Annotated in this window: 6 protein-coding genes and 1 pseudogene; all 7 read left to right on the top strand. The window is 53.1% G+C overall.

Features of this window, described 5'->3' with window-relative positions:
* Window positions 1-307 (top strand): annotated as a pseudogene (locus K787_RS25220) (type VI secretion system tip protein VgrG); the annotation flags it as partial.
* Window positions 295-1,206, top strand: a complete 912-nt coding sequence (locus tag K787_RS22830) for a DUF4123 domain-containing protein (protein WP_022962850.1) — start codon at window positions 295-297, stop codon at window positions 1,204-1,206. The pseudogene K787_RS25220 and the gene K787_RS22830, both read left to right, overlap by 13 nt.
* On the top strand, window positions 1,193-4,633 hold the full coding sequence (locus K787_RS22825; protein ID WP_022962849.1) for a LysM peptidoglycan-binding domain-containing protein: 3,441 nt from the start codon (window positions 1,193-1,195) through the stop codon (window positions 4,631-4,633). The genes K787_RS22830 and K787_RS22825 overlap by 14 nt, the downstream gene beginning before the upstream one ends.
* Window positions 4,634-4,677: 44 nt before the next feature.
* Window positions 4,678-5,667, top strand: coding sequence for a tetratricopeptide repeat protein (locus K787_RS0110930; RefSeq protein ID WP_152486826.1), 990 nt, complete (start codon window positions 4,678-4,680; stop codon window positions 5,665-5,667).
* 57 nt (window positions 5,668-5,724) lie between these two features.
* Window positions 5,725-6,690 (top strand): tetratricopeptide repeat protein, encoded by a 966-nt coding sequence (locus K787_RS0110925; RefSeq protein WP_022962847.1) that lies wholly within the window; start codon window positions 5,725-5,727, stop codon window positions 6,688-6,690.
* A gap of 46 nt (window positions 6,691-6,736) precedes the next feature.
* Entirely contained in the window at window positions 6,737-7,216 is a 480-nt protein-coding gene (locus K787_RS25525) for an SEL1-like repeat protein (RefSeq protein ID WP_235801924.1), read from the top strand.
* A gap of 911 nt (window positions 7,217-8,127) precedes the next feature.
* The gene (locus tag K787_RS24310) at window positions 8,128-8,694 is read left to right on the top strand and encodes a tetratricopeptide repeat protein (protein WP_152486825.1); all 567 of its coding nucleotides are present in this window, start codon (window positions 8,128-8,130) and stop codon (window positions 8,692-8,694) included.
* Window positions 8,695-8,805: the final 111 nt, after the last annotated feature.

The following is an 8,805-nucleotide window of genomic DNA, read 5'->3' as shown; positions in this document are numbered from 1 at the left end:
ACAGAAAATGGTTATCGAAGCAGGCAGCGAACTGACCCTCAAGGCTAACGGCAGCTTTATCAAGATCGATCCCAGCGGCGTGACCCTGACCGGCGCCTCGATCAAGATGAATGCCGGTGGCTCGCCGGGCAGTGGCTCGGGTGCTGCGCCGGTGCTGCCGGGGGAGGTGTTGGCAGCAGACAGTGATGTGGCGGGTGACACCCTTGTACCTTTACCGCGCAGGGTAAATGAATCGGGGATTACGCCTCTATGTGGGAAACAGACTAATGGTGCTTGTAGCCGAGAAGATTGCCCATGTCTGATGTGATGTTAGAAGAGTTCCTGTCATTACCACGAATCAAGACCCAGGAGTTGGGTGCAGGCAAGTCTGGCCAGTCCCTGTGCTTTATCATCGATCAGAACCGTCAGCAAAATACCCTGGCACGCCTATACAATCTTGGGCAGCCACTCGAGCAGGACAATCTGTATCGCACTACCGAATTTGCTGCCATGGCGGGCCAAGGGCCTATCTGGGTAAGCGCTCCAGAAACCACAGAGCTGAAAGCGTTGGCCGCACAGCTTTGCCTGGAGAAGAATGCCGGGATCGCATTACTGACCAACGACCTGGAAGCCGCCCGGGCACACGCCCGTTGGTTGCTCAAAGTCAATGACGGCTCCGGAGGCCAGAGCCTGCTCAGCTACTACCGCCCGGCCCTTTGGGCCGCACTGGCGATGACTTCCAGCCAAAACCTGGCTAGGCTGATGGGGCCCTGGACCAGTGTCTTCAGTCCAGCACCCAGTCATTTCGGTCGTTCGGATGGACAGTGGGTCGCTTGGCACACCGAACAGCAACCCACCCCCATTCCCGTAGAAACCAACTTCAAGTTGCCAGCAGAGACCGCAAGACTGCAACGGCAGCTTGGGTGGGTTTACTGGGTGGATGAGCATCACTCTGCTTTTGGCTCCCCCTCGCAGGAACAGCTCCCGGGTATCGCTGACAATCTCAGCACCTTGGTAGCTCACCGCATCACCCAGGGCCGCCATTTGTTAAGGCTCAGCAAAATAGTTGCCGGCCCTCCACTGAATCAGGGCCCACAGTCCATGGCGATCCTTGAAAGCAAGGACTCGCCGTTTAAGAAAGTCGAGCAGCTCGAACTTTTAGGCGTCGAACCAGTGAACAGCGTAGCGAATGTAAAGGATGAATGGAGCCACCATGGAACTTGGTAATCACACGGTAGTGTCTGGCGATAACCTCAGCAAGATTGCTGCGCGGTACGGCGCCAGCGTCGAGCAGTTGAGACAGCTCAACCCCTTTATCAAGGATGCCAATCATATTCAGCTCGGATGGAATTTGAGTGTGCCGGCTCAGTCGGGCTCGTCCACTCCAGACCTCGCAGGTACAGCCCAAGAGACTCCAGTTGCTGCACAGCAACCGCAGAACAACGATGGCAATACCGGCGAAGCGCTGGCATTGGGTCCGTTGCCACAGATACCTGAGAGTTGTGCTTCTTTTTCTGACAATTCAGACGCTCCTTGCACAAACACCTTTGCGACGGTCATTTACTCTACAGAAGAAAGGAAATTCTGGCTCCTGCCAGAGCAGGCCTCTGACGCAATCAAGGAAGCTATTGAGGAGCTCGCTGACAAAATTTCACCGGACAAATCAGCAGAAGATCGCAAGCGCGGGCTGGATGAGACGGGATTGCTTGAGTACTTCATGGAACCAAAGCTGACTAACTTCCTTCAGGGTGAAGATCTTGAAAGAGCGTTGGCTATTGAGGCAGAAATCCCCGACATTGCAGATCTTGACCGCGCCAAGCTGCGCATCGCTGGCGAAAATGACATACCCGTGAATATTCTGAGGCGGGTTCCCCATAGAGCGCTCTTTTCGACGGAGGGGCGGGAAGAACTCAGGGATCAAGAAGTCAACCTGAGGCGTTTGCGTCAGATGACTGCTTATGTGGACAGGCAACATAATGAATGGCGACAGCTGCAGGCAAAGGCCAGGCGTGAGGCGTTAAGCCAAGGATATAGCTACGAAAATGGCACACTGTTTTCACCTGAGGCCATTGAGGCGCGGCGTCGCGTTCAGGACTATCTAAACAAACGCAACGCCATTATGAGTGATGGAAACATACCTGAACATGATATCCAGAGCATTGCTGCCACCATAGACGAGGCCAAGCAATATCACTCAAGCGTAGAGAGCTGCACGGGATGGGGGCGCGGCAACATTGGGGAGTATTGCACTTGGAAGCGAGAGTCAGAGGCAGAGCTCAAGTATATCGAGTATGCCGACAGCATAATCAAGGTGGCTGACTATGGCTTGGCCTTGCCTGAGTACGCGTTGATCTCATCGCCTCAGAGCAGCATTTACGATGGAGTGGAAGAATTCCGCAAGTACCTGGATGCAGAGCTTGAGCAGGCACAAATCAATGAGTCCCTTCAGAAAAAGTATCGCAACTGGGTGGAGTCTACCGGCGCAAATATGCAACCTCCTGCTGGGCTCGTAGAAGCTGAACGACGCAAGTGGGATGAGCTACAGAAAAGGCGCGAGGCGCTAAAGGAACAAGCGGAACAGAATGTGATAGCAGGCTCGCCAAGAAGACATCTCTTGTGGAACCCGGAGGCCTTCTCACCTCGACCAGTTGACCGGCTTGTGAGAACCGGCTTTCCATTACGCGAGATGAGCCTGCCAGATGACAGTGACCGCCCCGTAAGAGCGATGAGCCTGTTTAATCTGGAAGGCATAGCTGAGCATCTGAAAGAGAGCTTCCAGGAGCATGTGGTAGATGGGGCTGTAAAGGCCATGAAGCGTATTCCGGTTAACAACGGCACGGGGCTGTCCAGCGCTTCGGATATTTTTGAAGAATGGCTTAATGCTCAGGGAGCACATGCGTTACTTGATCAGGCCGGAGGCTGGTTTGATGAGGATGGTTGGTTTGACGTTGAACAGTTTTATAGGTACCTCACGGGTTCAAACATCAGGGTTGAGATGCTTGAATCTGACAGCGTGCGAGCTGAATGGGGCGGCAGACTCAAACAGGTGCTATTCAGAGCAGACATTCGCGAGGAGATGCGTCTGTTCGACGCCAGCCCGCAGGCTCAGCTGGTCCGTTGTCTAACCCCGCCGCAAAGAAATCTGCATGCTTCAGCTTCTGCTTCGGGTCCCTCATTCAGCGTGGCTGAAGGCATTCAGACGTCAGTTCAGGCCTCATTGGGAATAGACCTGGCGCGTGGGGAGGTTGAGCTCTTCAGTCTGGACATGCCGCCGCGAAGCGAGGCAACCGACCTCACCGTAAAATACACCGGGTATAACAATGAGGCCCGTGAGGTCAGCATTGGTCGATATTCCGTGCATCTATCTGCCCGCGCCTGGGGCTACGCCGGCGCCTCATTGCTACTCGCTGCCAAGATAGAACTTACTCCTAATGGGGCCTTGTGGGGTAAATCAGAACTGAAAACCGACGAAGAAGCGAAGCGTGGAACGCACAACAGCACGCATCGGAGTGCTCCGTTAGTTAGCGGCAGAGCAGCCGGGCTGGAGGTTCGAGAAGGTGCGCAAGCCAGCTTCAACCTTTTTGCTGGCGTACAGGCGGGCGTACAGCTCACCGGCGCTCTCAACTGGGCGCCACCAAGCGGGCTGGCAGCCATCAGAGCAATCCCAGGTGGAGGAGTTGGCTCCACGGAAACCAGTGTGGCCAACCAATGGTTGAGCATGGCCGAACTGAATGTTGGTATTGCCGCTGCTGCCGGGGTAGGCGCTGAAGCCAATGCAAAGGTATCGCTCCAGAACGGCCAGCTGATACTAATTATCAAGGCGGCAGCTGTGGCGGGGCTGGGCGTGAAAGGAGAGTACAGTTTTGCCGTCAGTTATGAGGGTGTTGTCGAGCTGTTGCATATCTTCCGCCGCGAACTGCACCGTAACCACGGAGTGCCGCTTCTCTGGATAGACACAGGGGCAACCGATTACTTCAATCGTCTCAACACGCTTGCCAGTGCAGGTCTCGGCATCACCATGCTGAGCTTGTTGGCGGTCGACACGGTCATGTCTCTTTATGAGGCGCTGACAAGGCCGGGGCGCGCTGGGCCGTTGGCGCTGTCTATCGTGACCTATGAGCCTGAGGCTGAATTGGCGCAATGGTTTGTGGAGGCTACGCCTGAAGCATTGGGGCCGATGCTGATGACGCTCACTTCGACGCCCCGAGGGTTTACTCCAGAGCTGTCTACTGAAGTTGCGATAACAGGTATTTCGGAGAAAGGTGAATCAGTTAATAGTGAGCAGTCCAACCTGTGGCAACAAGAAGCTATTGAAAGAATATTGCGCTGGATAGTGTCTGCCGCTAGACAATCACCAGAAGGCCTGGAAAACGCCAGACACCAGTTTGGACGGGCCTGTTTGCATATGAATCAATATGGCGTTGCAGAAGCCAATCCAACCCAGGCTTACCGTCGTAATAGCAGAAGGTTGGATGCTTTTATGGCTACGCTCGTAAGGTCGAATGTTCAAAGAAACAATCTCATGCGATTAAGGTATGAGGATCACGTAAAGCAATTGGGTGCAGAGTATGACGCAATGTATCAGTATCGTCGTCCGACTTTAGAAGAGCTTCGGCGTGAGCTCATATGGAATAACCGGTTCAGAGCATTGTGATTTTGAGGCTGCCTTGGAGATCAAAGAAAGTGTGGAATAAAGCTGTGAGTTTTTTAGTTGCGTGCCTATTGATGTGGGCGCTTGTCGGGCATGCAGAAGAATTGACACCCGAGCAACAGGCCGCCAAGGAGCATGGAATTGCCTTATATAACCAATACAAGGCGCTTTCTGCTACCCCCTTTCTGGAGACTGCCGCAGAAGCTGGTGATCCTGAAGCGCAGTTTTATCTTGGCGAAGCTTTGCGCCGGAGCAACCGTTTTATAACGCCCGAATCACAGCAATGGCTGGAGGCTGCTGCTAATCAGGGTTATGTCTGGGCCATGATCCGTCTCGTCCGCAGTGGCGGCAATCTCTGCGCTGTGGTTAGTCAGTGCCCACAAGGTAGCAAAACGGCAAAAGAGTGGCTGCAACAAGCCTATGATGTGACGCTGCCTCTGGGCGAAAGAGGTGATCCGGAAGCTCTGTACCAGCTGTTCAAAATAACTGGGGATCCCGAATGGCGAACAAAGGCAGCTGAAGCTGGTCATGCAGAGGCTCAGTATTGGCACGCGGCCTTCACTAAGGAGGGCTTTGGGTTTTACTGGTGGCCAGGCAGTCGTAAGCAGGAAGTGGAAAAGTGGTTCAAAGCATCTGCTGAGGGGGGCTACCCGGTTGCTATGGAACAGTATGCAGGCCTATTGCTAGATAAGGGTGATAGCAAGGGTTACCACTATTGGATAGAGAAAGCAGCCAAACGAAGCCATGCGAGCAGTCTTTTTAGTTACGCTCTAATATTTATTGAGCGCTTCCAAGAGCATGGAAAGGAAGATGATCTAATAAAAGGATACGGCTTGATTTCACTGCTTCTGGAATTGGACGGGGGAGGGAGTCTCAATAAGTCAGTTGCTGAATGGGAGCTGGCCCGGATCGCAAAAGAAACGAAGATAACACCCGAGCAAATCGAACAAGCTCAAGCGTCTGCTGCTGAGTGGAAAGCCAGCCACCCGCTGCCGCTATCATTTTTTCCACACATACTCGATCCACTGGATAACTGAAGCCTGATGTTTTGCACTGTGGGGAGCTGCAAGTGGAGTAAAACATCTATCTGGCTAATGGCTTGCCTGCTGATGTGGGCGTCTGCTGGGCATTCCGTTGAGTTGGCGCCCGAGCAGCAAGCCGCCAAAGATGAAGGAATCGTATTATTCAATCAATACCGCACAGCGGAGCCACTGCTGCGGATCGCTGCTGAAGCGGGAGACGCTGAAGCCCAGTTTTATCTTGGCGAGGAGCTAAGGCTGCGTGACCGATTCATGACCAAAGAGGTTGTTCACTGGCTGGAAGCAGCAGCTCAACAAGAATATAGCTACGCGATGATCCGTCTAGGCCACAGCGGCGATAGCCTATGCTCTGTCGTAGGGAGCTGCCCCGAAGGCAGCAAAACGCCAGAGCAGTGGCTCGCCGAAGCTCGCCAATTAAATGAGCCCAAAGCGGTGCAAGGTGATGCTGAGGCCATGTATCTGATGTACCAAATTACCTTTGATATCGAATGGATCGAGAAAGCGGCAGAGGCGGGACATGCGCTGGCTCAATACTGGATAGCAGTAGCGATCAAGCAAGGCAAGGGGTTTTATTGGTGGCCCGGTAGTCGTCAAGCAGAGGTGGAAAAGTGGTACAAAGCCTCTGCGGAGGGAGGATATCCGCTGAGCATGGAAAACTACGCCCTGACCTTCCTGGAAAAAGATGATTATGCGGGCTATCAATACTGGATGGGGCGCGCAGCCGAGACGGGCTACGTTAAAGCTATTTTTAACCTTGGTCTCGGGATATCTCTCATGGCAGACGACTATGGTTATGAGCAAGACTTGGTCAAAGGATATGGTGCTCTATCTCTTCTGCTGGAGCTGGATGGCGGTGGAGGAATGGCTGATAGGGCTGCTCGAAGACAAGCGGAGTTGGAAGATCAAATGCCCCCTGAACAACTGGAACAAGCCCGCGAATTTGCCGCCGAATGGAAGGCTACCCATCCTCCGCTGTCGTTCTTCAAACAAAAACTTCATCCGAGCGATACTCTGTTTTGATGGTCTGTATTCAAGTAGCGTCATCCGGCAATAAGGTGCTTGAAAAATGAACAGCCGGACGGCCCGGTTGAGCTGCCTATCACTTATTCTTATCTGGTTTTTTGCCATGCCTGTATGGGCAGACTTAATGGTCGAGCAGCAGGCAGCCAAAGAGCGTGGCAGTATTTTATATCACCAGTTCAAAGCGATTTCTGCTGAGCCGTATTTGACCATTGCGGCAGAAGCTGGAGATTCGGAGTCACAGTTTCTTTTGGCAGAGGCGCTGCGCAAAAACAACCGCTATATGACCAAAGAGGCATACCACTGGTTGGAGGAGGCTGCAAGGCAGGGCAACAGCTATGCCATGATCCGTTTAGGGCGCAGCAGCGACGGTCTTTGCTCTGTGATGGGGAACTGTCCTGAAGGCAGTAAAACTCCAGAGCAATGGCTTGACGAAGCTCGCCAATTGAATGAGCCCAAAGCGGCGCAAGGCGATGCTGAGGCGATGTATCTCATGTATCAAATTACTTTGATATCAATTGGATAGAGAATGCGGCCGAAGCGGGACATGCGCTGGCGCAGTACTGGTTAGCGGTAGCGATCAAACAGGGCAGGGGGTGGTACTGGTGGCCGGGCAGTCGTCAGGAAGAAGTGGAAAAATGGTACAAGGCGTCTGCGGAGGGGGGGTATCCGCTGAGTATGTTGGATTACGCACTAATACACTTGGATAACGACGATTATTCCGGGTATAGGCACTGGACAGAAGAAGCTGCTAGGACTGGGTACACTTCAGGTGTTTATGAATACGCCATGATGTTCATCGACCCGCGCCGTGAGAGCTATAGGAAAGATATTGTAAAGGGGTATGGGCTGCTCACGCTTTTTTTGGAGCTGGATGGCGGGGGGGGTTAAATAAAGATCTAATTGAGGACGAACTACCACAATACGCTGAGCAAATGACCGCAGAGCAACTCGAACAAGCCCGTGAATTCGCCGCTGAGTGGAAAGCCACCCATCCCCCGCTATCGTTTTTTCCACAGAAACTCGACCCGAGCGATACTTTGTTTTGATTCTGCTCATTCAAGCCGCCTGCTATCACAGTGAGGCTTATGAAAAAATGAGAAAGCGAGTGCCTGGCCAACCGGCTTTGCTATTTATTCTTTTATGGCTTGCTGTCATGCATGTATGGGCAGACTTATCGGCAGAGCAGCGGGCCGCGAAGGAAGAGGGAATCGCCTTATTCAACCAGTACCGCACAGCGGAGCCACTGCTGCGGATCGCTGCTGAAGCGGGAGACGCTGAATCCCAGTTTTATCTTGGTGAGGAGCTAAGGCTACGTGACCGATTCATGACCAAAGAGGTCGTTCATTGGCTGGAAGAGGTGGAGAAGTGGTACAACGCCTCTGCAGAGGGGGGGTACCCGCTGAGCATGGAAAACTACGCTCAGATTGAATCGCCTTGTACAACCAATACAAGGCGTTGTCTGCCACACCCTTTCTGGAGACTGCCGCAGAAGCTGGCGATCCTGCCTCGCAGTTTTATCTTGGCAAAGCTTTGCGCCGGAGCAACCGTTTTATAACCTCCGAATCACAGCAATGGCTGGAGGCTGCTGCTCATCAGGGTTATGTCTGGGCCATGATCCGCCTGGCGCGTAGTGGCGGCAATCTATGTGCTGTGGTTAGCCAGTGTCCGCAAGGTAGCAAAACCGCGCAGGAATGGCTTCAAGAGGCTTATGATCGGACCTTGCCGCTGGCGGAAGGGGGCGACCCAGAAGCTCTATACCAGATTTTCAAAATAACCATGGGCTCCAAATGGCGAGAAAGGACAGCGGAAGCTGGTCATGCAGAGGCCCAGTTTTGGCATGCCGTCTTCACTAAGGAAGGCCTAGGATTTTACTGGTTGCCTAGTAGCCGTAAGCAGGAGGTAGAAAAGTGGCTCAAAGCGTCTGCCGAAGGGGACTATCCGGTCGCTATGCCGGAACTTTTTTCCAGAAAGGAGATAGTGAAGGCTATCGCTATTGGATAGAAAAGGCAGCCAGAGAGGGTCATGCGAGCAGTGTTTATAGTGACTGCACGATATATTTTGATCTTTATCGAGAGCAGGTAGACGAAGAGGACCTGGTAAAAGGTTAAGGTC

The organism is Halopseudomonas pelagia CL-AP6 (assembly GCF_000410875.1).
GTDB classification, from domain to species: Bacteria; Pseudomonadota; Gammaproteobacteria; order Pseudomonadales; family Pseudomonadaceae; genus Halopseudomonas; species Halopseudomonas pelagia.
Note: the sequence above shows the minus strand (reverse complement) of the source record. Positions and strands in the feature narration are given on the sequence as shown.